The sequence below is a fragment of the Wolbachia endosymbiont of Tuta absoluta genome (assembly GCF_059414725.1).
In genome coordinates this window covers 1-278 of sequence record NZ_JBNRJY010000414.1, presented here as the reverse complement: position 1 = coordinate 278, position 278 = coordinate 1, and the positions used below count along the sequence as shown (strand labels likewise).

The window sequence follows — 278 nt, the reverse complement described above, 5'->3', positions numbered from 1 at the left end:
GCAGTACAGAAATTGCTCATCTGTATGCAGATATATCCCATTCAAATTATACCTTGTATCATCTAGCGACACAGCAAACTTCGTTTTAGTCAACAAGTCTACCAAATCTGCACTTAGTAGAGTGAAATCGTATTGATGATCGATCCCGTTTCCATTGACTCGACGAAGAAGATTAAAAATCACATGTACGCAATATTTGTATGTATAGGAGCAGGTAGCTTTATTTATTATTCTTTGGTAATTATCTAATTATAGCTCATGGTAAAGTTATAATAATA

Annotated in this window: 1 pseudogene; it reads right to left on the bottom strand. The window is 33.5% G+C overall.

What is annotated here, in order from left to right:
- A pseudogene (locus tag ACJ5GX_RS04470) lies at positions 1 to 141 on the bottom strand (DNA polymerase III subunit beta); the annotation flags it as partial.
- Positions 142 to 278 lie beyond the last annotated feature (137 nt).